Raw genomic sequence first — 21,746 nt, 5'->3', positions numbered from 1 at the left:
CGCCCGGCGAGATGCGGCGACTGCCTCATCCTATTGAAACCATGCGAACTATCCTGAGCAGTGTGGTCACTGTCCCAGTGCGGCCTGCTTCCATGACAGCCTTGATCACTAGGCACAAGGCGAGGGAGCGGCTTGGCGTCTTGTCGCGTGGCATCGGCCGGCTGTGGATGCGAGCGGCAGGAGCGAGGCAAACCCAGGTCGACCGGTCCCCGTTCGGCGGGCCTTTGTAAAGAAAACGGTCTGCTCCGAAACGGTCGTTTACTCGTATCTGCAGAAACTTTACAAAGACCCGCCCGCTCCCCGACCTGCCTGGACTCCGCCATGGCGCTCATCGGCTACGCCCGCGTCTCGACCGACGATCAGACCACCGCCGCCCAGATCGACGCGCTGCGTGCCGCCGGCTGTGCCACGATCTTCGAGGAGAAGGCCTCCGGCGCCTCGCGCGCCCGGCCGGAGCTGGCGCGGACGCTCGCCCGTCTTGCCCGCGGCGATACGCTGGTGATCTGGAAGCTCGACCGGCTCGGCCGGTCGCTGGCCCACCTGCTGGAGGTGATCGAGGATCTGCGCGGCCGCGGCTGCCACTTCCGCTGTCTCACCAGCCCGATCGACACCGCCAGCCCGCACGGCACGCTGGTCCTGCAGATGCTGGGCGCCGTGGCGGAGTACGAGCGGTCGCTGATCCGCGAGCGCACGCGGGCCGGGCTGATGGCCGCCAAGGCGCGGGGGCGGGTCGGCGGCAATCCCAAGCTGAAGCAGGGCGACACGGCGACGGCACGGCGTCTGGCCGAGCGGCAGCGCCAGCTCTATCTGCTGGAGCTGACCCGGACGGCGGAGGAATGGCTGCCCACCGTGCGGCGGCTCCGGCTGGCCCACTCCCCGGCCCGCTCCTGGGCGGCGGTGACGCGGGCGGTGAACGCCAGGCTGCCCCCCGGCCGGCATTGGACCGCCGAACGGCTGCGCCGCGCCGTCCGCGCCTTCGTCGACGAAGGGCTGGCGGAGCGGGCGTTGCTCGACAAGGCGCCGGCGGTGCGCGGCTCCGTTCGTGGGGACGACCGGCTGATGGTGCTGGTCGCCGGCATCGCCCGGGCGAACCCGAAGCTGTCGCTGCGGGCCATCGGCGCCCAGCTGGAGGCGATGCGGGAGACCACGCCGCGCGGCGGGCGCAGCTGGGCGGCGGCGTCGGTCAAGAACCTGCTGGACCGTGCCCGGGCGCAGGGACTGCTCCTTGTCGAAGCCGGGGCCGGGGCCGCTTCCGCCCCGCCGCAGGGGAGTTGATCGGGGAGTTGATCGGGCAGCGTATGGGGCAGCGGCGCCAGCGGCCGCGAACCGACGCCCCTATTCGACGTAGAGCACGGTGTCGTGGTGGATCGGACTGTGATGGCGCAGCCGATAGCGGCTGCCCGGGCGCATCGTCTCGACCAGGCGGGGGATCGCCGCGAAATCCCCGATGTCGTGATACACCGCGATCGCCAGCTTCGGCCGATGGTGCCGGATGGTCCGTTCCGCCCCGCGCAGGGCGGGCATCTCGGCCCCTTCGATGTCCAGCTTGATGAAGCTCACCGGCCCCAGCCCGAGATCGTCCAGCGCCTGGACCGGAACGCTCACATCGCCCCCCTCGTCCAGCCGCCCGCCCGGCCCGTGGCCGCTGGAGAAGTGCAATGTGTCCGCATGGCTCCACAGACCGATTGGGTGAATGGTCACGCGGGGAAGGGCGGCGACGCGCTCCCGCAGGCGGGGGAGGTTCGTGGGGTCCGCTTCGAACGCGTGGATGTGACGATGGGTGCCCCCTGTGGTGCCGCCCCCTGTGCATGCGGCGAAGGCCGCCACGGTGTCGCCGTCGAACGCCCCGCCGTCCACCAGCACCTCATCCCTGCCGACGGCCAGGGCATCGGTGAAGAAATACATGTCCCGGTAGGGAAGCCGGACCGGTTCCAGCCACCGGGCGTCCCAGGTCAGGCGATAGAGCATCACCGACAGGAAGCAGCGGCGGCTGGCATCGTCGTCGAAGCCGTTCCAGTCCGCCTCCCATTCCGCCAAGGCGGCGATTTGCCCGGTGGTCCCCATCATGCCGGGCGGGCACAACCCGGCGGACCGCATCGCCTCGAACAGCGACAGCAGCGGCCGGCCGCTGGGCTGCCACAGCGCGTGGAAATGGGCGACGGCCTCGTCGGAGCTGCAGCACATGACGCCGACGGCCTGGGGTTCACGCCGAAGCAGGTCGCGAAGCCCGTCATCGCCGAGGATCGTCCCGTCCCCCGAAGGCCCGTCCCCCGAAGGCTGGCCGGCGCGGGCGTTGTCGACGATCCCGACGACCTTCCAATGCGCAACGGCATGCCGCACGAGGGGCTGCGCCATCACCGACCCGGCACCGAGAAGAATCAACGGAACTTCGCCCGGATCCAAATCCCGGCGGTCCTCGGCCTGAAGCACACGCCAATCGCCGGGCGTCCGCACAGCCTGGTCCAGCCGCTCGCTCAGCGCATGGCGGAGCGCCGGCACTTCGTCACCACCATTCCCCATGCCTCTTCCCCCTGACCTTGCCCTCTGCCGCACCGGATTTCGCGGAGCATAGCAGCACGCTTCCCCCTTCAGCGGGCGTAAGTTGCAGACAGGATCGGACAGGTGCCGGCGGCCTGCCGGCCCATGCCTTTCCACCCGCCCTGTTCTTCTGCCTCATCCCCCTGTCCGAACGCGCGAACTCCCTCTCGCCGCGGTGGATTTATGCTCGTCCGCGTGCCGGCGATGGCCGGACTTCGGCAACCGTGACAGCAGTGGGAGGTTGGCATGGGTATGATAAGGCGCAGCTCCGCTGAGTTTCTCGGGACATTCTGGCTAGTCTTCGGCGGCTGCGGCAGCGCCGTGCTCGCCGCCGCCTTTCCGCAGGTCGGGATCGGACTGCTCGGCGTGTCCTTCGCCTTCGGCCTCACCGTCCTGACCATGGCCTATTCCATCGGCCACATTTCCGGCTGCCACCTGAACCCGGCGGTGACGGTCGGGCTGTGGGCCGGCGGGCGGTTTCCGGCCAAGGACATCCTGCCCTATGTGCTGGCCCAGCTGGTCGGGGCCTTCGCGGCGGCCCTGGTCCTCTATGTCATCGCCACCGGCAAGGCCGACTACAGCCTGGCCGTCAACGGGCTTGCCGCCAACGGGTACGAGGCGCATTCGCCCGGCCAGTACAACGTCACCTCGGCCCTGGCGATCGAACTGGTGCTGACCTTCTTCTTCGTGCTGGTGATCCTGGGTTCCACCGACCGGCGGGCGCCGGCCGGCTTCGCGCCGCTGGCCATTGGCATGGCGCTCACCCTCATCCACCTGATCAGCATCCCGGTCACCAACACGTCGGTGAACCCGGCGCGCAGCACCGGCCCGGCGCTGGTGGTCGGCGGATGGGCTCTGCAGCAGCTCTGGCTGTTCTGGATCGCCCCGCTTGCCGGCGGGCTGGTGGGCGGACTGGCCTACCGCGCGCTTGCCGAGGATATGCCGGCAAAGCCCGCCATCACCGGCGAGGCGAAAAGCTCCACCTGATCCACAACGATGGGGCCGGTTCGCCAGGACCGGCCTCGGATACCGCCTGCCCCCGATACCCCGCCGATGTCGCAACGCCACCGCGCCGCCCACTGTTATTCAGGCAGGACAGACGGTGCAGAAGGCGTATCCATGCGGCAGTTCGACCCCGATTCCAACCCGATGACCGAAGCCGATTACGGCATCGTGCTGGGCCTGTTCATCGGCATCTATGTCGGCCTCCTGGCGGTGTCGGCCCTGCCATTATGATTTCGCGGCGGGGACTGCCGGCTTAAGCCGGCAGCGGAAGCCGCGCCTCCTTTGCGATTGCGTTAGGTTTCTGGCGGAAGCAGAATCTCTTGCATGACGCCGCGCTATGCTAAGAACGCCGGGGCGGTATTTTCGCTGAAGTACCACATCGTATGGTGCCCGAAACACCGGCGTCCCGTCCTGACGCCTCCGATTGACGGCCGGCTTAGGGAAGTTCTTGGCGAAGTGGCGTCCGAGTACGATATGACGTTCCACGCGTTGGAAGTCATGCCCGATCATATTCACGTCTTCGTTGAGGCTGATCCAACACTTGGTGTTGCCGAAATCGTCAACCGCCTAAAGGGAAAGTCCAGCCGGGTTCTTCGTGACGAGTTCCCGGCGCTGCGGTCCAGGCTTCCAACGCTCTGGTCCCGCAGCTATTTTGCCGCAACGCTCGGCAGCGTCTCGGAAGAGACGATCCGCCGCTACATCGAAAACCAGAAGGGCAAGTGACCGATGCCGGTCCTGAGCTACAAGTATCGCCTCTACCCGACCACGGCGCAGATTGCCGGGTTCGAGGCGATGCTTGGCGCCTTCTGCGACCTGTACAACGCTGCCCTCCAGCAGCGGATCGAGGCCTACCGCCGGGCCGGGAAGGCCCTGCGTTACGTCGATCAGGCCGGCGAATTGAAGACCGTCCGGGCGGCTGACGAGCGGCTGGCCCGCTACAGCTTCAGCGCCGAGCAACAGGTGCTCCGCCGGCTGGACAAGGCGTTCGTGGCGTTCTTCGGTCGCGTGAAGAAGGGCAAGGCCGGGTTCCCGCGCTTCCGCGCCAAGAGCATGTTCGACAGCGCCGAGTTCCGGGTTGGCGACGGGCTGACGATCCGCAAGAGCAAGCGCCTTGGTGTCGTTGGCATCCCTGGCGAGGTGAAGGTGAAGTGGCACCGCGATCTTCCGGCCTTCGCCAAGGTCGGAGCCGCCGTCCTGTCGCGCGCCGCCGGAAAGTGGTTCGTGTGCTTTCAGATCACGATGCCCGACGAAGAGGTTCAGCCGCGCGACGGCGCGTCGGTCGGCCTCGATCTCGGCCTGTCGTCGCTCATCGCCACCTCGGACGGGGAAACGGTCGCTGCTCCGCAGTGGACAAAGGGTGCGGCCAAGAGACAGCGTCGTCTTCAGCGTGCGCTTGCCCGCGCCAAGCGGGGCAGCAAGCGCAGGCTCAAGGCGAAGCGCAGGCTGGCCCGTCACAGCGCGGCTACGGCCAACCGGCGCAGGGACTTCCTGCACAAGCTGTCCCGCTCGCTCGTAGACCGCTACGCCGTCATCGCCTTGGAGGACTTGAGCGTTGACCGTCTGACCCGGTCGATGCTTGCCAAGGCCGTTCACAACGCCGCGTGGGGCCAACTTCGATCCTTCCTCGACTACAAAGCTGCGAACGCTGGTGTTCGGGTGGAAGCCGTCGATCCACGTGGGACAAGTCAAACCTGCCCGGAGTGCGGGGCCGTCGTCGCCAAGACGCTGTCCGACCGCACGCACCGCTGCGACTGCGGATGCGTGATGGATCGGGACGTTGCGGCGGCGAAGGTCATCCTGCAGAGGGCGGGACATGGAACAGGGCCGGGACACGGCCTTCGGACGTCAAGCCAGCGGGTTGCCGCATAGCTGGTCCGAGAAGCCGTCGCCCTTCAGGCGACGGAGTTGTCACCCCCGAAGATCGTTCCCGACCTGATCGTGCTGGGGGAGGCGGAGCGCCGGGGGGCGGCTACGCCCTGGCCCTCCGTTCTCGACCGGCTGGCGGCGATCCGGGGCACGGCGCGCCCGGTCCTGCTGTCCATCGCGGCGTCGAACCACGACCTGATGCTCCGGGCACGCGACCGCGGCTTCGACACCATCCACATCGACCCGGCGCCTTTGAACCTGGACGTTCTGCTGCTGGACTGCGTGCGCCGGATCGAAGGAGGACGGAGCTGACGGGGCGTCGATGGACTCCAAATGTTTTCATGAAACCATGTCATATTGTTTGATGCTGTTCTGATGATCGCCCGGGCCATGGAAAGAGGGCCGTGGAAAGAGGGGCGTGGACGGGAGCCATGGACAGGAGATACCGGTTCCTTGGCGACATCCGGGTTGACAAGATCCCCGCCCCAGCGGCTTTTCGACCCGGCCGGATCGCCGGACCGATTGTTTCTGCGAGGAGATGCGCATGCCCGACGACTTCGCCCCGGCCCGGAGCGCCGCTGCCGGGGACGGCCGCCGCAGGGCCGCCTTCTTCGACCGCGACGGCGTGCTGAACGAGGACATCGGCTTCGCGCACCGCCCCGACCAGATCACCTGGATGCCGGGGGCCAGGGAGGCGGTGAAGCGGCTGAACGATGCCGGCTTCCTGGTCTTCGTCGTCACCAACCAGGCCGGGGTCGCCCGCGGCCTCTACAGCGAGGAGCATGTGCGCACGCTGCATCGCTGGATGCAGGAGGAGTTGCGCGCCGTCGGTGCCCATGTCGACGCCTTCTACCACTGCCCGCACCATCCCGATCACGGCGAGCCGCCCTACCGGACCGACTGCCGCTGCCGCAAGCCGGAGCCGGGGATGCTGCTGCAGGCGATGGCGGAGTGGCCGGTGGAGCCGCGGGGCAGCTTCCTGGTCGGCGACCGCGAGACCGACGTCCAGGCGGCGCAGCGGGCGGGCATCGAGGGCACGCTCTACCACGGCGGCGATCTCGATGCGCTGGTCGCCGACATTCTTGCACGCCCCGGGCCCCGCTCCGGGAGCGGCGCGGAGGTCGAGGCCGTCCGCTAGGGCAGCCACGCCTCCAGCCAGGGACCCAGCCAGGGGGACAGCCACAGCCAGAGCAGGACGGCGGCGCCCAGCCACAGGGCGACCATCACCGCCGCGGCGGCGACGCTGACCGGCCGGGCGGCTTGGCGCGCCGCGGCGGCGGCCCGGTGTTCGGCCAGAAGCTGCGGCGGGATCAGGCGGACGACCAGAAGGATGCCGAGCGGCACGATCAGCAGATCGTCCAGGTAACCCAGCACCGGGATGAAGTCGGGGATCAGGTCGATCGGACTCAGCGCATAGGCGGCAACCGCCATCGCCAGCAGACGGACATGCCGGGGCGTCCGCGGGTCGCGCGCCGCCAGATAGACGGCAAGCACGTCACGCTTGATCCCGCGTGCCCATGTTTTGGCGCGTGCCAGTGTCGATGCTTCGGCGTTCGACGTCATGCCGCTGATGTCCGGTTGTGGTCCCTCCCATCGGCCGAACGGCAGGCAGGGTGAAAGGCTGTACCCCGAACCCCGGCATCCCGTCGAGCCCGGCGACCATGGAGCGGCGATCATCGGGACCACAGACCCGATACCACCCGAACGAGAGGGGAGCGCGATCTCGGCCGCCTTGGGTAGGGCCGGCAATCCTTTGGAATAAACCTCCCGCGTCCTTCCGGTCATGCGCAATCAGTCGTAGGTTTTTCTGCCCCTACAAGCAGGTTTCCCAAGAAGCGCCTTTGAACAAAATCCGGAGGCTCCCTATGCGGTTCCCGGTACTCGACGGATGGCGCGGTCTGTGCGCGTTATGCGTGGCTCTATATCATTTGCACACACTCGATCATTTCCACCTGTTCGGCTTCGTGCGCGGCAGTTACCTTTTTGTCGATTTCTTCTTTGTTTTGAGCGGTTTTGTCATAACTCACGCCTATTCCGGCCGCATCGGCGGGTCCGCATCGGCCGGTTCCTTCCTCGTCCGCCGCTTCGGCCGGGTCTGGCCGCTGCATGCGGCGGTGCTGCTGGCGTTCGTGGCGCTGGAATGCATGAAGGCCCTCTCCGGACCTGCGGCGGGGAATGCCGCCTTCACCGGCGCCTTCGCCCCGTCGGCCCTGGTCAGCAACCTGGCGCTGGTCCATGCGCTGGGGGTGGAGGACCAATGGACCTGGAACGTTCCGAGCTGGTCGATCAGCGCGGAGTTCTTCGTCTACATCACCTTCGCCATCCTGTTCCTGACCGTGCGGAAGACCAGGGTGCTGATCGCGGCGATGGTGGCGCTTGCCGCCCTCGGCGCCGGCGTGGTGATGGGGTTCTCCGCCAACCACATCGACACCAGCATCGACTACGGCTATTTCCGCTGCCTGTACGGCTTCTTCACCGGCTGTGTCGTCTATCGGCTGCATCAGGCGATCGGCGACAGGCGGATGTCCCGCCCTGCCGGCGGACTGGCCGAGGCGGGGGCGCTGCTGGCGGTCGTCGCCTTCGTCTCGGCGGCGGGGGGCAACGCCCTGTCGCTGGCGGCGCCGCTGCTGTTCGGGCTGGTGGTGCTGGTGTTCGCCTTCGAAGCCGGGCCGGTCTCCCGCCTGCTGGCGACATCCCCCTTCCAGCGGCTGGGCGCCTGGTCCTACTCGATCTACATGGTGCATGCCCTGGTGATCGCCGTGCTGCAGAAGGGCACGATGGTGGCGCAAGGGGTCCTCGGCCGGCCGCTGTTCGTCGAACGCCGGATCGACGGCGAGACCGACAGGCTGATCGCCTTCGGCGATGCCTGGATGATGGATCTGGTCGGCGTCGGCTATCTGCTTGCGGTGATCGGCCTGTCGGCCCTGACCTACCGCTTCGTCGAGCTGCCGGGGCAGGCCATGGTCAACGGCCTGCTGGTCCGCTCGCGCAAGGCCGCTCCGGCCAGCCCGGTGGCCGAGGCGGCGTGACCGCCGCAATCATCAAGGCGGCGTGACCGCCGCCTCTTCTTGGCCCTGCCGGCATCAATGGCGGGCGAAGACCTGCGGCCCGCCGGCACCGCCGAACAGCACGACCTGATAGGGCTGGCCGGTGCCCATGTCCATGCCGGGGGCGTCCTGCGGCATGCCGGGCGCCGACAGCCCGCGGGCCTGGGGCCGTTCGGCCAGCAGGCGCATGACGTCGGCCGCCGGCACATGGCCTTCCAGCACATAGCCGCCGACCCGCGCCGTGTGGCAGGAGCCCAGCTCGTCCGGCACCCCGGCGGCCTGCTTCACCGGCGTCATGTCGTCGACGGTGTGGACGGTGACGTCGAAGCCGGCCGCGCGCATGTGCCGCACCCAGCCGTCGCAGCATTCGCAGCCCGCGGACTTCCAGACCTCCACCGCCGCACCGGCGGCGGGGGCGGCGGCGCGGACCATGTCCGGCAGCGCCACGGCTCCGAGGCCGAGCGTCAGGACGGCGGCAGCCGCCCCCCACACCATCGTCCGCCGCGTCATCTTCATCGAAACTCTCCAAATCAAATCAGGGTCTTGTCTCATCCGTTCAGGACCGGACGGACAGAAGCCTCAGGGCATTGGCGGTGACCAGCACGGTCGCGCCGGTGTCCGCCAGGATCGCCGGCCACAGCCCGGTGACGCCAAGAACGGTGGTCACCAGGAACACCGCCTTCAAGCCCAGGGCCAGTGCGATGTTTTGCCGTATGTTGGCCATGGTGCGGCGTGACAACGCCACCATCGCCGCCACGTCGCCGACCCGGCCGTGCAGGATGGCGGCGTCGGCCGTCTCCAGCGCCACGTCGGTGCCGCCGCCCATCGCGATGCCGACATCGGCGGCGGCGAGCGCCGGGGCGTCGTTGATGCCGTCGCCGACCTTCGCGACCCGCTGCCCACCGGCCTGAAGGTCGCGGACGATGCGCAGCTTGTCCTCCGGCAGCAGCTGGGCATGCGCCTCCACCCCCAGCATGCCGGCGACCGCCGCGGCGGTCTCGGCGGTGTCGCCGGTGACCATCAGCGAGCGGATGCCGGCACGGTCCAGCGCCTCGATCCCCTGGCGGGCGTCGGCCCGCGGTTCGTCGCGCAGCGCGATCAGACCGGCGGCCTTCCCGTCGACCAGCAGGACCGAAACCGTCTTGCCCGCCTGCGCTAGGGCCGCGACCCGCTCCGCCTGCTCCGCGGTCAGCGACGGGGCGGCGGCCCGCGGCGACAGCAGCGCCACCGCAATCCCCCCGACCCGGCCCTGCAGCCCGGCGCCGGGCAGGGCGGTGACCTCGTCCGCCGCCGGCGGGGCGATGCCGCGCTCCGCCGCCGCGGCCAGGATGGCGCGGGCCAGCGGGTGGCTCGACCCGGCCTCCAGCGCCGCGGCGTCGGCCAGCAGCTCCGCCTCGCCGCTGCCCTCGCTTCCGTAGAAGGGGATCAGGTCGGTGACGCGGGGCCTGCCCTCCGTCAGGGTGCCGGTCTTGTCGAAGGCGACGGTGGTGATGCGGCCGAGCGCCTCCAGCACCGCGCCGCCCTTCAGCAGCAGGCCGCGCCGGGCGCCGTTGGACAGGCCGGCCGCGATCGCCGCCGGGGTGGAGATCACCAGCGCGCAGGGGCAGCCGATCAGCAGGACCGCCAGGGCGCGGTAGATCCATTCCGTCCAGTCGCTACCGCCAGGGCTGCCGCCGGAAACCAGCGGCGGGACGACGGCGACCAGGGCCGCCACCGCGACGATGCCCGGCGTGTAGAAGCGGGCGAAACGGTCGATCAGCCGCTCCGTCGGGGCCTTGCTCTCCTGCGCCTCCTCCACCAGCCGGACGATGCGGGCGATGGTGTTGTCGCGCGCCGCGGCGGTGACGCGGACGCGCAGCGCGCCGTCGGCGTTGATGGTGCCGGCGAAGACGGGATCGCCCTCGCCCTTGGGCTTCGGCACGCTTTCGCCGGTGACGGGGGATTCGTCGACGGCGCTGCTGCCGGACAGCACGATCCCGTCTGCCGCCACCCGGTCGCCGGGGCGGACCAGGATGACGGAACCGACCGCCAGCCCGGCGGCGGGAACGGTCTGCGGGGCGGCGCCGTCCCGCTCCAGCAGGGCCGTGTCGGGGACCAGGGCCGTCAGGCCGCGGATGCCGGCCCGCGCCCGGCCGGCCGCCACCCCTTCGAGCAATTCGCCGACCAGGAAGAGGACCAGGACCGTCGCCGCCTCCTCCACCGCGCCGATGACGAGCGCGCCGACGGCGGCGACCGTCATCAGCGTCTCGATCGAGAAGGGCGTGCCGGCCCGTGCCGCCGCCAGGGCGCGGCGCGCCACCGGGACCAGCCCGACCATCAGCGCCAGCGGGAAGGCCCAGCCCTCCGTCTCCGGCACCACCAGGCCGAGAAGCGTCGCGGCGGCGAGCGCGGCGCCGGCCGCCAAAGTCAGTGCCGCCTTGCGCCCGCGCCACCAGTGCGCCTCGGCCGGATCGGCGGGAGCATGGGAATGGGCGTGGGAATGGGGATGAGTATGGGCGGCATCGGCGTGGGCAGTCCCGCAGCAGCCCCCGCCGCAGGCCGGCGCTGCGGTCTCCGCCACCGGGTCGGCAGGAGCGGCACCATAGCCGAGTGCGGACAGCGGCCGGACGACGGCGTCCGCGCCCAGCGCCGCCTCGTGGGAGATGGTCACCGTTCCGCCCGGCACCGACACCCGCACCTCATGGATGCCCGGCACCCGGCGCAAGGCGGTCTCGATCTTGGCGGCGCAGGACCCGCAATCCATGCCGGAGACCCGGTAGCGGCTGGTGCGCAAGGCGATGTCCCCGGTCCGGACCTCGTCCTCCATTCCATGCATGGCGAAGCTCCTCGATCATGATGCGTTGTCGGCAGCGTCGTGTGAGCCTAAAATCTCCAGCGACTGGAGGATCAAGAGGGAAAAGGACCGCCATGCCCAGCTCAGTTCGCACCTCGCCCCCCGCCTCGAGCCTGGCCATCGGCGCGCTCGCCAAGCGGACCGGCGTGAAGATCCCGACCATCCGCTATTACGAGAGCATCGGCCTGCTGCCGGAGGCGCCGCGCACCGGCAGCAACCGGCGCACCTACGACGAGGCGTCGGTCCGCCGCCTGCGCTTCATCCGCCATGCCCGCGAGCTGGGCTTCGAGGTGGAGGCGATCCGCCAGCTCCTGACCCTGGCCGACGATCCGGGCCAGCCCTGCCGCGAGGCCGACGTGCTGGCCCGTGTTCATCTGGCCGAGATCGAGTCCAGGATCACCCGGCTGGAGGCCCTGCGCGACGAGGTGCGGCGCATGGTGGAGGGCTGCGCCCAGGATCAGGTGCGCAGCTGCCACGTGATCGAGGTGCTGGCCGACCACGCCCACTGCCTGCACGAGCGGCACTGAGAGCGGGTATCGGGTGCCGCCGGGGCAAAGCGCCGCAGCATCCGGCGGTCCCTATGACCTGGAGCCGGTTGCCCGGCCGATGGGGGTGTTTATAGTCGGGTCCGTGGAGTGTCGAAACCTTCCGTGCCTCCGGCCAGGCGGGCGCCGGGTCCCGCACGCCGGATCCCGCACAGGGACTGCATGGGGGAATTGATCGCCATGGCGACGGTAAAGGCCGGGAAACAGGGCTGGGACAGGGGTGCGGGACGGTGGTGAAGGCGGATCGGGCGCGGGCGTCATGCTGCGGCTTCTGAGGACCAACCGTCCGCTCCAGCGGATCGTGGCGCTCGGCGGGGTGGTGCTGGCGGCACTGTGCGGCGGCACCGTGGCGATCCTGGACCGGCTGCACGACGAAACGGTGGCGGAGGCCACGCTGGGCCTGCGCACGCTCAACGCCTCGCTGGCCGAGCAGACGGCGCGCACCATCGAAGGCATCGCGCTGACCGTCGACGGGATCGCCGAGCAGATCCCGGCCGAGTACCGGCACAGCCCGGAAGCTTTCAAGCGACTGCAGGGAGACCGGCAGGTCTACGAGATCCTGCAGGCCAAGGCGTCCAGCCTGCCGCAGCTGGAGGCGCTGAGCCTGGTCGCCGCCGACGGCAGCCTGATCAACTTCACCCGCCAGTTCCCGGCCCCGACGCTCGACCTGTCGCAACGCGACTATTTCCGCGCGCTCAAGGACAAGGATCCCGGTCGGGTCCACGTCAGCCGGCCGGCGAAGAGCATGGCCACCGGGGAATGGACGCTCTACATCGCCCGCCGCGTCAACAGCCCCGACGGCGGGCTGTCGGGGCTGGCGGTCGGCGCCATCCGGCTGTCCTATTTCGAGCAGTTCTACCGCAGGCTCCATGTCACGCCGGGCAGCGGCTTCAGCCTGTGGTGGCGCGACGGCATGCTGCTGGCGCGCTTCCCGGCGGTGCCGGACAAGGTCGGGACCATCGCCACCAGCCCCGAGGTCGCCGAACGGATCGCCCGGCATGAGGCCGGCACCTATGCGTCTCCCCGTTCGGTCGACGGCGAGGATCGCATCCTGTCCTTCCAGGCGCTGCGCAACTATCCGCTGGTGGTCGGGGTCAGCCGGACGCGGGCGGAGATCCTGGCCCGCTGGCAGAGCTCGGCGATGGTCATCGCCGCCGCCGGGCTGGTCAGCGCGGTGGCGCTCGCCCTGATGCTGTGGGCGATGGCGCGCCAGTTCCTCGCCTACGAGACCGCGAACCGCGCGCTCAGCGAGCGCCGGCAGGCGGTGGAGGCCCGCGACGAGGCGGAGGAGCATGTCCGCCAGTTGCAGAAGATGGAGGCGCTGGGCCAGCTGACCGGCGGGGTGGCCCACGACTTCAACAACCTGCTGCAGGCGGTCCGCTCCGGCCTGCATCTGCTGGAGGCCGGCGGCGAGATCCGGGGGACGGAGACCCGCCGGGCGCTGCAGGTCGCAAGCCAGGCGGTCGACCGCGGCGCCACCCTGACCCAGCATCTGCTGGCCTTCGCCCGCCGCCAGCGGCTGGCCCCGGCGCCGGTCGACCTCGGCGCCCAGGTGGCGGGGATGGCCACGCTGCTGGAACGCACGCTGGGCGGCGCCATCCGCATCCGCATCGACCGGGACGCCGCCATGCCGTCCGCCGTGCCGCCGGCGCTGGTCGATCCGCACCAGTTCGACATCGCCCTGCTGAACCTCGCCATCAACGCCCGCGACGCCATGCCGGACGGCGGCACCCTGACCATCGCCGTCACCAGCCTGTCGGTGGAGGAGGCAGGCAAAACGGCGGCGAACGAGGGGATTTCGCCTGCCCTGGCGCCCGGCGGCTATGTCGCCGTGACCGTGCGCGACAGCGGGACCGGCATGCCGGCGGACGTGCTGGCGCGGGCCTGCGAACCCTTCTTCACCACCAAGCCGGTGGGGCAGGGCAGCGGGCTGGGGCTGAGCATGGTGCATGGCCTGACCGCCCAGTCCGGCGGCGGCATGCGCCTGGAAAGCCATCTCGGGCTTGGCACCGCCGTCACCCTGTACCTGCCCCATGCTCCGGTTCATTCTTCGGCCCATCCTCCGGCCGGAACGCCTGCCGATGGCGCTTCCACCGCCGCCGAACCGCCGCCCCTGTCGGCCGGCCCCGCCCGCGTTCTGCTGGTGGAGGACGACGCCCTGGTCCGCATGGCGAACGCCGCGGTGCTGGCCGAAGCCGGAATGACGGTGACCGAGGCCGCCACCGGCGAGGAAGCCCTGGCCCTGCTGGAGGAGGATGGCGGGATCGGCATCCTGGTCACCGACTTCGCCATGCCCGGCATGACCGGTGCCGATCTGACCCGCCTCGCCCGCCACCACCGCCCCGATCTGCCGGTCCTGATCGTCACCGGCTATGCGGAGAAGGCGGTGCTGCAGGATTTGGGCGCCGAACCCGGCATCCGCATCCTGTCCAAGCCCATCCCGCCCTCGGCGCTGATCGGGCACATCACGGCGGTGCTGTAAGGGACAGGATCCGCGGTCGGCGCCCCTGCGCGATGGGCCCCCGCGCGATGATCACCGCCCCTCCACCGCGAAGCAGCCATGGCCGGCGGCCTTCAGGGCGACGCAGGCGGCGTCGGCATTCGCGGCGGGGAAGCCGGTCAGCCGGGCCTTGTAGAGGCCGCCGGAGCGGACGATCTCGGGGCTGGTGCCGGCGGCGAGCGCCCCCAGGCGCCTGGCGGTGTCGCCGGCGCTGCGCGCCGCGGCGGCACGGCTGGCGAAGGCGCCGACCTGGATGGACCAGGAGCCGGCAACGGCCCCCGTGGGTTTGGCCAAGGGCTTCGCGGAGGGCACGGCGACGCTCACCGCCGTGCTGCGTTCGGCGGCCGTCGAACTCTTCCTGGTGATCACCAGATCCGGGGTGGCGGGCGCCGGCCTGGCCGGGCTGGTCGGGCGCTTGAAGCCGATGTCCAGCAGATCGGCGACCCGGTCGTCGCGGATGGCGGCGCTGTGGCCGCCCATCACCACGGCGATCAGGCGGCGGCCGTCCCGCACCGCCGAGGCGGCGAGGTTGAAGCCGGACGCGGCGATGTAGCCGGTCTTGATGCCGTCCATGCCGGGATAGCGCGCCATCAGGCGGTTGTGGCCGTGGACCGTCGTGCCCTGCCAGTCGAAGCTGCGGCGCTGGAAATAGGCGTAGTGGCCGGCATGGCGGCGGATCAGCGCGCGGGACAGGATCGCCATGTCGCGCGCCGTCGTCCGCTGCAGCCGGTCGGGCAGGCCCGACGCGTTGCGGAACACCGTGCGGCGCATGCCGAGCGCGCGGGCACGGGCGGTCATCTTGCCGGCGAAAGCCGGCTCGCTGCCGCCCAGCGCCTCCGCCAGCACCACCGCGGCGTCGTTGGCCGAGCGGGTGACCAGGGCCAGGATCGCCTGCTCCACCGTGATGGTGCTGCCGGGGGCCAGCCACAGGCGCGAGGGCGGCATCGAGGCGGCATGCTGCGACACCACCAGCCGCTGGTCCGGCCGCAGCGTGCCGCGATCCAGCGCCTCGAAGGTCAGCATCAGCGTCATCATCTTGGTCAGCGATGCCGGATAGGTCAGGGTGTCGGCGTTGCGCGCCTGCAGGACCTTGCCGCTGCCAGCCTCCATCAGGATCTCCGCGGCGACCGGCGCCCAATCGGCCTTGCGGCTGCCCTTGGCCCAGGCCGGCTGCGAGACCAGCAGGGCCGAGACCAGAAGGACCGCGGCCGACAGGACCGCAAAGGCGGCCAGGGAGAGCGGCGGCGTCGAAGCACGGGCGAGCAGGGGCATCGTCTCAGGTCCGGCGGTTGGCGCAGCCCCGCTGCGGCACGGGCGCTGTCGGCTTTGTGGTTTCCCTCATGGGGTGGAAAGGACAGGCAGAGCAGGGCGGAGCGGGGCTGGACTGTCCGGCGGGCGTCACCGGCCGGACAGCATGGAGCCGACCATGGCACGGAAGGCGTCGACCGCCACCGGCTTGACCAGCACCCGCGTGTTGCGGCCCAGCCCGTCGGCGCCGTCGCCGGGCCGGTCGTCCAGGGCCTGGAAGGCGTAGCCGGTCAGGAACAGCACCCTCAGGTCGGGATCGCGCGCCTGCGCCATCTCCGCCAACTGGCGGCCGTTCAGGCCGGGCAGCCCGACATCGGTCACCAGAAGGTCGACCGCTTCGGCTTCGCTCAGCCGGGCGAGCGCCTCGGTGCCGTCGGCGGCCTCCAGCGTGGTGTAGCCGTCGCCCTCCAGCACCTCCACCAGCAGCATGCGGACGAGCTCCTCGTCCTCCACCACCAGCACGGTGCCCCGGCCGGCCCCGGCCCGCTCCGGCGGCGGTGCGGGGAGTTCGGCCGGTCCGGTTCCGTCGCCGGGAGCGGGAGCGGAAGCAGGGGCGGCGTGATCGCGCGGCAGGCACAGATGCACCGCCGTGCCCCGGCCGACCGCGCTGTCGATGCGGACGAAGCCGTCGGACTGGCGGGCGAAGCCGTAGAGCTGGCTCAGCCCCAGGCCGGTGCCCTGGCCGATCGGCTTGGTGGTGAAGAAGGGCTCGAAGACCCGGGCCAGCACGTCCGGCGGCATGCCGGTCCCGCTGTCGCGCACGGTCATCGCCACATAGTCGCCGGGCGCCACCCCGGGATCGTTGACGAGGTCGGCCGCGGCGAAGCTGGCGTTGGCGGTCTCCACCGTCACGGTTCCGCCGCCGGGCATGGCGTCGCGGGCGTTGATGACCAGGTTCAGCAGGGCGCTTTCGATCTGGTTCACGTCGGCACGGACCGGCCACAGCGGCTCCTCCAGCCGGCGCTCCAGCCGGATCGTCTCGCCGACCGACCGACGCAGCAGGTCCCACAGCCCCACCACCAGCGCGTTCAGGTCGGCGCGCTCCGGCTTCAGCGGCTGGCGCCGGGCGAAGGCCAGCAGGCGCCGGGTCAGGGTGGAGGCACGATCCACCGCGGCGCGCGCGGTGGCGGCGAAGGGCGCGATGTCGGTGCGGCCGGCCTCCAGCCGCTGTTCGATCAGTTCCAGGCTGCTGCTGATCGCCTGCAGCAGGTTGTTGAAGTCGTGGGCGACGCCGCCGGTCAGCTGGCCGACCGCCTCCATCTTCTGCGCCTGGGCCAGGGCCTCGCGCGCCTCGTCCAGCGCCTCCTGCGCCTTGCGGCGTTCGGTGATGTCGCGGGTGATCTTGGCGAAGCCGCGCAAGACCCCGGTCTCGTCGCGGATGGCGTCGATGACGACGCTGGCCCAGAAGCGGGTGCCGTCCTTGCGCACGCGCCAGCCCTCCGCCTCGAAGCGGCCCTCGTTCAAGGCGGTGGCGAGCGCCCGCTGCGGCATTCCGGCGGCGCGGTCCTCGTCCGTGTAGAAGCTGGAGAAATGCCGGCCGATGATCTCGTCGGCGCTGTAGCCCTTCATCCGCGCCGCACCCGCATTCCAGCTGCTGATGCGGCCGGTGGTGTCGAGCATGAAGATCGCGTAGTCGACCACACCCTGCACCAGCAGGCGGAACTGTTCCTCGCTGCGCCGCAGGGCCTCCTCGGCGATCTTGCGTTCGGTGATGTCGCGGGTGACCTTGGCGAAGCCCATCAGCGTGCCGGTCTCGTCGCGGACGGCGCGGATCACCACGCTGGCCCAGAAGCGGGTGCCGTCCTTGCGCACGCGCCAGCCCTCCGCCTCGAAGCGGCCCTCGTTCAAGGCGGTGGCGAGTGCCCGCTGCGGCACCCCGGCGGCGCGGTCCTCGTCCGTGTAGAAGCTGGAGAAATGCCGGCCGATGATCTCGTCGGCGGTGTAGCCCTTGAAACGCGCGGCCCCGGAATTCCAGCTGCTGACGATCCCGTTCGGATCGAGCAGATAGATCGCGTAATCGCCGACGCTGTCGACCAGCAGCTGGAACCGCCGTTCGCCGGAGATGGGCTCCCAGGCGGACGTGGCGTGTTCAACCTTCATAACAACGACTTTCCGGAACACGGGTGGAGAGGAAACAAGGCCACCGATGATCCGCGGTCGATGCCGACAGGGTCAATAACCCAATGCGAATAGTCAGGTATTATTCCGCTGCATCACGCGAAATATTCCTAAAAGAGCCCTCGGGAATTTTGAAAGGGGATTTTCAATCGCCGGGACCGCGGCCGGTCGGAAAAGGGTCCGGCAACGGGAAAAGAGGTGGGGGGAAAAGAGGCGGGATAAAAAGGGGCGGGGCGGCGAACCGCCCCGCATGGTCCCCTTGGCAAGGACCGGACCCGCGCTCAGCGCGGGGCCAGCACCATGACCATCATGCGGCCTTCGACCCGGGGCATCTGCTCGACCTTGGCGATGTCCTGGAGCTGGTCGCGCACGCGGACGAGCACGTTCAGACCGAGATCCTGGTGCGCCATCTCGCGACCGCGGAAGCGCATGGTCATCTTGACCTTGTCGCCTTCCTCGATGAAGCGGATGGCGGAGCGCATCTTCACGTCGTAGTCGTGATCGTCGATGTTCGGCCGAAGTTTGATTTCCTTCAGCTCGATGATCTTCTGCTTCTTCCGCGCCTCGTTGGCCTTCTTCTGCTCCTCGAAGCGGAACTTGCCGTAATCGAGGATCTTGCAGACAGGCGGATCCGCCTGGGGCGCCACTTCGACGAGGTCGAGGTCGGCATCTGCGGCGGCTTCCAGCGCTTGGCGGAGCGGCACCACGCCGACCATCTCGCCGTCGGCGCCGACGAGGCGGACCATCCGGGCGGTGATTTCACGGTTGAGGCGCGGGCCTTCGCGGACGGGGTCCGCGTCGTAGAGCTTGGCTATGGTGATCTCCTATGGCTGTGGAGGGGTAGAAAGGGACGAGCCCGGGCTAAGAGTCTCAGCCCAGGATGTCGAGCACAATCTGCCGCAGTTCGCCCCGGGTCAAGCCGGACGGCTCCGGATTGGAGCGGAAATCCGACTTTTTGCCGTCAACTGCGGCGAATTGGCCGGCAGAGGAGTGGGTGGAACGGCGGGTGGCGGCCAGATGGGCCGGCGCAAGCGCGGACTGGGCGGCGAAATGGCCGGTGGAATGGGAAGCGGTCGACAAGATCGGGGTCGTCATGAAAATCCTCCAGGCCGGATGGGCGGACCGATGGACTCGGGGGCCGGCCGGCTCTTTGTGAGTGTGGCGTCTTGAAACGGGAGCCTTTGCGGCGGACACCGCCCGGCAAGGCTCCGATAAGCGGGACCGGCCCCGGAACGGGCATGCCCCCAAAAGACCGGCGTTCCCGAGGAAAGCTCCCCCTCGATGAACCGGAGGGGGCAGGGAAGCGCACCGCGAATGCGGTGTCGGCCATGTTCCGAGATGGGGGTGGGGACAGGTTTTTTCAAGTTGCTCCGCTCATCTCCTCCTTCTGGCTAAGGGGCCTCCAGGGAACGCGCGGGCGGCCCCATGGTTTCGTCTCCACCGGTCCGTCGCGCAGGATGGCCGGAAGGAGGGCGGCGATGCGGTGGCAGGGCGGACGGGAAAGCGAGAATGTCGAGGACCGGCGCGGCCAGGGCGGGATCGGCGGCGGAGGCTTCGGCCGTGGAGGGTTCGGAGGCGGAGGCCGGGGCGGCATCCGCATCGGCAAGGGCGGGCTGGGCATCGGCGGGGTCGTCGTGCTGCTGCTGGTGTCGGTGGTGCTGGGCGTCGACCCGACGGTCCTGCTGAACGGCGGCGACCCGGCGGACCAGAGCACGGCCGGGCGGACGCAGATCGGCGAGGCCGCCCCGCGCAGCCAGGCCGACGACGAGCTGAAGCGCTTCGTCTCCGTCGTGCTGGCCGACACCGAGGACACCTGGCGGGGCCTGTTCCAGCAGATGGGGCGCCAGTACCAGGATCCGACGCTGGTGCTGTTCACCGGCACGGTGTCGTCGGGCTGCGGCCGGGCCCAGGCGGCGATGGGGCCCTTCTACTGCCCGATGGACCAGAAGCTCTACATCGATCTCGGCTTCTACCGCGAGCTGCGCGACCGCTTCCAGGCGCCGGGCGACTTCGCCCAGGCCTATGTCATCGCCCATGAGGTCGGCCACCATGTGCAGACCCTGCTGGGCATTTCCGAGCAGGTGCAGGCGGCCCAACAGCGGGCACGCAACCCGGCCGACGCGAACGCCCTGTCGGTGCGGCTGGAACTGCAGGCCGACTGCTTCGCCGGACTCTGGGGCAACCATGCCAACCGCGACCGTAAGATGCTGGAACCCGGCGATGTCGAAGAGGCACTGACCGCCGCCAGTGCCATCGGCGACGACCGCCTGCAGCGTCAGGCGAGCGGCACCGTCAGCCCCGACAGCTTCACCCACGGCAGCTCCGCCCAGCGCGTCCGCTGGTTCCGCACCGGCCTGGAAAGCGGCCGGATCGAGGCCTGCGACACCTTCGGCACGGACCGGCTGTGAGGGGAGCAGGCTTGACCGTTATCCGTTACATAACACATACTCATCCGCAAGGGGACGCGGATGCCGATAAGAACCTGTGCGGACAAGCGGACAGCGGATTTCCTGGCCGGCAAGCGGGTGAAGGAGTTCCAATCCTTCGAGCGTCAAGCCGCCAAGGCATTGACCAAGCTTCAGGCGGCCACCCGGCTGATGGATCTCCGGCACCCTCCGTCCAATCGCTTCGAAGCGTTGGGCGGGGAACGGAAAGGCCAGTACAGCATCCGGATCAACGACCAGTGGCGAGTCTGCTTCCGCTGGGCCGTGGTTGGAGACACCCAGGCGGATGCCGACCTCCTGACCGTTCCAGGAGAGCCCTACGACGTCACGATCGCCGATTACCATTGAGGTCGCCATGAGCCATCCCGCCATCGACAACCTGCCGCCCATCCATCCCGGCGAGTTCCTGCGTGACGAGTTGGAAGCGTTGGGTCTCAGCGCCCGGCGCTTTGCCGAGCATATCGGCGTGCCGCCCAACGCGGTGACCGAGATCATGAACGGCGAGCGCCGAATCACCGCCCCGATGGCGCTGAGGCTGGGCAAGGCCTTCGGAACCGACGCCCGCTATTGGACCAACCTGCAGGGCATCTTCGAAACCAAGGTCGCGCGGGCGGAAATCGGCGATGCGCTGGATGCCATCAAGCCGCTGCCGAATCTGGGCAAGGCGGCTTAACGCCCCGCCCCGCGCATGAGCCGCAGATAGTCGAGCACGCGGGCGGTGCGCCAGTCGGGGTCGGCCCAGCAGGCGGCTTCCCGCGCGCGGCGGCAGGCGGCCACCGCCTCCAGCCGGGGCTGGCCGGTCAGCGGGCGCAGGTCGGCGGGGATCGCGGCGAGACAGGCGGCGGCGAGTTCCGCGGGCGGGGCGGGAGCGGTCTCCAGCCAGCGTTCGGCATCCCGGAAACGGTCGCGGCACATCAGCCCGATCATGTAGTCGCAGGCCGATTGCAGACCGGGAGCCAGCCGGCCGGGGCTGACCGACAGGACCGGCAGCAGGGGCGCCAGGGTCGGCGCCAGATGGTTGGCGTAGAGCGTCGCCCCCCAATAGCGCTCCGCCGTCTGCCGGAAATGGTCGAGGTCGCGCACCGGCACCAGTCCGGACACCTCGATGGGCAGGATCTCCACCTTCGGCTTGGTGACCACCACCGTGTCGTTCGACACGTCGACATAGAGCGCGCCGATCTGCAGCGCGTTCTGGAAATACTGCTCGCGCAGGACGCCCCAGACGCTTTGCAGCACGCCGCCCTCCTCGACGAAGGCGCGCAGCGCGCGCTCCACCGGGCCGGCAGGCTGGACCAGACGCTGCGACAGGCGGGCGAAGAGGTCGCGGGTGATCTCCTCGCAGCGGCCATAGGGATAGGGCTTGCCGCCGGCCGGCGGCAGGCCGGCGAGCGCCCGGTCGCTCTCTTCGCGGAGAGCCATGAAATAGCCGTAGAGGGCAGCCGGATCGCCGCCAAGGTGGCGGGCGGTCAGCGCCGACTGGCGCTCGTCCACCGGGGCGATCTGCTGGGGCAGGAGGGGCGGGGAGTGCAGCGGTGGCGACAT

21 protein-coding genes are annotated in these 21,746 nt (G+C 69.9%); 12 read left to right on the top strand and 9 right to left on the bottom strand.

Annotated features, from left to right (window positions below):
• Window positions 1–321 precede the first annotated feature (321 nt).
• The gene (locus ACWPKK_RS29825; protein WP_452011812.1) at window positions 322–1,275 is read left to right on the top strand and encodes a recombinase family protein; all 954 of its coding nucleotides are present in this window, start codon (window positions 322–324) and stop codon (window positions 1,273–1,275) included.
• 60 nt (window positions 1,276–1,335) lie between these two features.
• Here the strand turns inward: ACWPKK_RS29825 and ACWPKK_RS29820 are convergent, their stop codons facing one another.
• Window positions 1,336–2,520: an FkbM family methyltransferase gene (locus ACWPKK_RS29820; protein WP_452011810.1), complete on the bottom strand. Its 1,185-nt coding sequence runs from the start codon at window positions 2,518–2,520 to the stop codon at window positions 1,336–1,338.
• A gap of 270 nt (window positions 2,521–2,790) precedes the next feature.
• On the opposite strand from ACWPKK_RS29820, the gene aqpZ reads away from it, so the two are divergent.
• The 5 genes from aqpZ to ACWPKK_RS29795 all read left to right on the top strand — a co-directional run bounded on the left by aqpZ (window position 2,791) and on the right by ACWPKK_RS29795 (window position 6,547).
• A complete protein-coding gene (aqpZ, locus tag ACWPKK_RS29815) occupies window positions 2,791–3,525 on the top strand; it encodes an aquaporin Z (protein ID WP_452012141.1) in 735 nt (244 codons plus the stop codon).
• Window positions 3,526–3,867: 342 nt separating this feature from the next.
• On the top strand, window positions 3,868–4,266 hold the full coding sequence (tnpA, locus tag ACWPKK_RS29810) for an IS200/IS605 family transposase (protein ID WP_452011808.1): 399 nt from the start codon (window positions 3,868–3,870) through the stop codon (window positions 4,264–4,266).
• Window positions 4,267–4,269: 3 nt separating this feature from the next.
• Window positions 4,270–5,412 carry an RNA-guided endonuclease InsQ/TnpB family protein gene (locus ACWPKK_RS29805; protein WP_452011806.1) on the top strand — a complete coding sequence of 381 codons (1,143 nt, stop codon included), beginning with the start codon at window positions 4,270–4,272 and terminating at the stop codon, window positions 5,410–5,412.
• Window positions 5,413–5,448: 36 nt separating this feature from the next.
• Entirely contained in the window at window positions 5,449–5,721 is a 273-nt protein-coding gene (locus ACWPKK_RS29800) for a hypothetical protein (protein WP_452011804.1), read from the top strand.
• Between the two features lie 232 nt (window positions 5,722–5,953).
• Window positions 5,954–6,547: a D-glycero-alpha-D-manno-heptose-1,7-bisphosphate 7-phosphatase gene (locus tag ACWPKK_RS29795; protein WP_452011802.1), complete on the top strand. Its 594-nt coding sequence runs from the start codon at window positions 5,954–5,956 to the stop codon at window positions 6,545–6,547.
• Here the strand turns inward: ACWPKK_RS29795 and ACWPKK_RS29790 are convergent.
• The gene (locus tag ACWPKK_RS29790) at window positions 6,544–6,972 is read right to left on the bottom strand and encodes a YkvA family protein (protein WP_452011800.1); all 429 of its coding nucleotides are present in this window, start codon (window positions 6,970–6,972) and stop codon (window positions 6,544–6,546) included. The genes ACWPKK_RS29795 and ACWPKK_RS29790 overlap by 4 nt on opposite strands.
• A gap of 98 nt (window positions 6,973–7,070) precedes the next feature.
• Between ACWPKK_RS29790 and ACWPKK_RS29785 the strand changes: the two genes are divergently transcribed.
• On the top strand, window positions 7,071–8,438 hold the full coding sequence (locus tag ACWPKK_RS29785) for an acyltransferase family protein (RefSeq protein ID WP_452011797.1): 1,368 nt from the start codon (window positions 7,071–7,073) through the stop codon (window positions 8,436–8,438).
• Window positions 8,439–8,492: 54 nt separating this feature from the next.
• Here ACWPKK_RS29785 and ACWPKK_RS29780 read toward each other — a convergent pair whose 3' ends face one another.
• Window positions 8,493–8,972: a DUF411 domain-containing protein gene (locus ACWPKK_RS29780; protein ID WP_452011795.1), complete on the bottom strand. Its 480-nt coding sequence runs from the start codon at window positions 8,970–8,972 to the stop codon at window positions 8,493–8,495.
• Between the two features lie 40 nt (window positions 8,973–9,012).
• A complete protein-coding gene (locus ACWPKK_RS29775; RefSeq protein ID WP_452012139.1) occupies window positions 9,013–11,262 on the bottom strand; it encodes a heavy metal translocating P-type ATPase in 2,250 nt (749 codons plus the stop codon).
• A 101-nt stretch (window positions 11,263–11,363) separates the two neighbouring features.
• Between ACWPKK_RS29775 and ACWPKK_RS29770 the strand changes: the two genes are divergently transcribed.
• Together ACWPKK_RS29770 and ACWPKK_RS29765 are read left to right on the top strand one after the other, a co-directional pair.
• Window positions 11,364–11,816, top strand: coding sequence for a MerR family transcriptional regulator (locus ACWPKK_RS29770; RefSeq protein WP_452011793.1), 453 nt, complete (start codon window positions 11,364–11,366; stop codon window positions 11,814–11,816).
• Window positions 11,817–12,093: 277 nt separating this feature from the next.
• A complete protein-coding gene (locus tag ACWPKK_RS29765) occupies window positions 12,094–14,316 on the top strand; it encodes a cache domain-containing protein (RefSeq protein ID WP_452011791.1) in 2,223 nt (740 codons plus the stop codon).
• A gap of 51 nt (window positions 14,317–14,367) precedes the next feature.
• Here the strand turns inward: ACWPKK_RS29765 and ACWPKK_RS29760 are convergent, their stop codons facing one another.
• The 4 genes from ACWPKK_RS29760 to ACWPKK_RS29745 all read right to left on the bottom strand — a co-directional run bounded on the left by ACWPKK_RS29760 (window position 14,368) and on the right by ACWPKK_RS29745 (window position 18,855).
• Window positions 14,368–15,606: a D-alanyl-D-alanine carboxypeptidase family protein gene (locus ACWPKK_RS29760; RefSeq protein WP_452011789.1), complete on the bottom strand. Its 1,239-nt coding sequence runs from the start codon at window positions 15,604–15,606 to the stop codon at window positions 14,368–14,370.
• Window positions 15,607–15,732: 126 nt separating this feature from the next.
• Window positions 15,733–17,742, bottom strand: a complete 2,010-nt coding sequence (locus ACWPKK_RS29755) for a PAS domain S-box protein (protein WP_452011787.1) — start codon at window positions 17,740–17,742, stop codon at window positions 15,733–15,735.
• Window positions 17,743–18,041: 299 nt separating this feature from the next.
• A complete protein-coding gene (gene infC, locus ACWPKK_RS29750; RefSeq protein ID WP_081506050.1) occupies window positions 18,042–18,575 on the bottom strand; it encodes a translation initiation factor IF-3 in 534 nt (177 codons plus the stop codon).
• Window positions 18,576–18,630: 55 nt separating this feature from the next.
• Window positions 18,631–18,855, bottom strand: coding sequence for a hypothetical protein (locus tag ACWPKK_RS29745; protein WP_452011785.1), 225 nt, complete (start codon window positions 18,853–18,855; stop codon window positions 18,631–18,633).
• A 383-nt stretch (window positions 18,856–19,238) separates the two neighbouring features.
• Between ACWPKK_RS29745 and ypfJ the strand changes: the two genes are divergently transcribed.
• From ypfJ to ACWPKK_RS29730, 3 genes are read left to right on the top strand one after another with little or no spacing between them, the layout of a single operon-like run.
• Entirely contained in the window at window positions 19,239–20,168 is a 930-nt protein-coding gene (ypfJ, locus tag ACWPKK_RS29740) for a KPN_02809 family neutral zinc metallopeptidase (RefSeq protein WP_452011783.1), read from the top strand.
• A 60-nt stretch (window positions 20,169–20,228) separates the two neighbouring features.
• On the top strand, window positions 20,229–20,552 hold the full coding sequence (locus tag ACWPKK_RS29735; protein ID WP_452011780.1) for a type II toxin-antitoxin system RelE/ParE family toxin: 324 nt from the start codon (window positions 20,229–20,231) through the stop codon (window positions 20,550–20,552).
• Window positions 20,553–20,559: 7 nt separating this feature from the next.
• Complete coding sequence (locus tag ACWPKK_RS29730) at window positions 20,560–20,877, top strand: HigA family addiction module antitoxin (RefSeq protein WP_452011778.1); 318 nt, start codon at window positions 20,560–20,562, stop codon at window positions 20,875–20,877.
• On the opposite strand, the gene ACWPKK_RS29725 is transcribed toward ACWPKK_RS29730, so the two are convergent.
• Window positions 20,874–21,746 (bottom strand): hypothetical protein, encoded by an 873-nt coding sequence (locus ACWPKK_RS29725; RefSeq protein ID WP_452011775.1) that lies wholly within the window; start codon window positions 21,744–21,746, stop codon window positions 20,874–20,876. The genes ACWPKK_RS29730 and ACWPKK_RS29725 overlap by 4 nt on opposite strands.

It is taken from the genome of Azospirillum largimobile (genome assembly GCF_977007025.2).
Note: the sequence above shows the minus strand (reverse complement) of the source record. Positions and strands in the feature narration are given on the sequence as shown.